Origin of the sequence: Sporosarcina jiandibaonis (genome assembly GCF_013184495.1) — a bacterium.
Classification (GTDB): Bacteria; Bacillota; Bacilli; order Bacillales_A; family Planococcaceae; genus Sporosarcina; species Sporosarcina jiandibaonis.
The window spans coordinates 1-1,674 of sequence record NZ_JAAOIY010000016.1 but is presented as its reverse complement, the minus strand read 5'-3'; the positions used below and the strand labels follow the sequence as shown (position 1 = coordinate 1,674).

The 1,674-nt window shown below is 35.5% G+C and carries 1 protein-coding gene; it reads left to right on the top strand.

The genetic code is table 11. The features are described from left to right. The first annotated feature begins 67 nt into the window (after positions 1-67). A protein-coding gene (locus G8782_RS18240) for an IS3 family transposase (protein WP_172373895.1) occupies positions 68-1,629 on the top strand; the annotation gives its coding sequence in 2 pieces (ribosomal slippage) (positions 68-710 and positions 710-1,629; 1,563 coding nt in all). The last annotated feature ends 45 nt before the right edge of the window (positions 1,630-1,674 follow it).

Here is a 1,674-nt window from a genome sequence, read left to right as displayed (position 1 = left end):
TGATATGCTCCCCTTAAGGTAGACAGATTAAAAAATAAAAATCTGTTTTTCCTTAGGGGGATTTTTTATGGCACGTAAATTTTACTCGAATAAATTTAAATATGAAGTAATCATGGCTTACCAGAATGAAGATTACACATTAAATGAGATTTGTTTGAAATACAAAGTTCATAGAACGACTGTATATGACTGGATGGAAAAGTTTGAAAAAGTTGGATTAAGTGGACTTAAAAATTCAAAAACCGAGAAACGATATTCTAAGGAGTTAAAGGAATCTGCAGTAAGAGATTATTTGTCAGGGGAATATTCACAACGGGAAGTTATTAGAATGCATGGCATTTCAGGCGCGGGGGTACTTCACAAATGGATTAGAAAGTATAATGGTCATAGAGAGCTAAAAGATACGGGAAAAGGAAGGTCAAACTCTATGACTAAAGGAAGAAAAACTACTCTAGAAGAAAGAACGCAAATCGCTATCCATTGTATAGATAATGAAAGAGATTACCAATCCACAGCTGAAAAGTACGAGGTTTCTTATCAACAAGTATATCAGTGGGTAAAAAAATATGAGGCCGGTGGAAGTGATGCACTAAAGGATGGACGTGGGAAACGAAAAGAAGAACTTGAATTATCGCCTGAAGATAAATTTAAATTAGAAATGAAGAAACTGGAAAGAGAAAATGAACGATTAAAGGCAGAGAATGCGTTTTTAAAAAAGTTAGAGGAGATAGAAAGGAGGCGAAGATAAATCAGGTAAGATTCGAAGATAAGTATATCGCAATACAAGAGCTTCATGGAAAGGAGCGCTTTTCAATCTCGCTTCTTTGTGATATTGCGGGCATTGCACGATCATCTTACTATAAGTGGTTGGACCGAAAACCGTCTGATCGTGAACTCTTAAATGAAGAAATTATTGAAGAAATGATAATTCTAAATAAAAAAGTGGAAGGTATCTATGGATACCGACGGATGAAAATGAATATAAACCGTAGGTTTAATCAAAATTTCAATCATAAAAGAATCTATAGATTGATGAAAGTTACAGGATTACAGTCAGTCATTCGTAAGAAAAAGAAAAGATACAAATATTCTACTCCTCAATATGTAGCTGAAAACACATTAAATCGCGAGTTTACAGCAGCAGCTCCGAATGAGAAGTGGGTAACGGATGTCACGGAATTTAAATATGGCTCATCAAAGAAAGCATATTTAAGTGCAATTCGAGATCTATACGACGGGTCGATTGTTAGCTATGTTTTAGGGCATAGAAACGATAATCGCCTGGTTTTCAAGACAATTGATTTAGCTATAGATACGTTAAACGACAAAGAGCATCCACTTATTCATAGCGATCGTGGATACCAATACACCTCCCGTGGGTTTAAGCGTAGGATAGACGATGCAGCAATGGCACACAGCATGTCTCGGGTTGGTAAGTGTATTGATAATGGACCAATAGAATCCTTTTGGGGAACGCTCAAATGCGAAAAATATTATTTACATAAGTACGAAACTTACGAAGAGCTTTCTAAAGCGATAAATGAATATATTTACTTTTACAATTATGAGAGATACCAAGAAAAATTAAACGGCCTTAGCCCTATAGAATATAGAGCTAAAGCCGCTTAGAACCATTTTATTATTTCCACTGTCTACTTGACAGGGAGCAGTTCA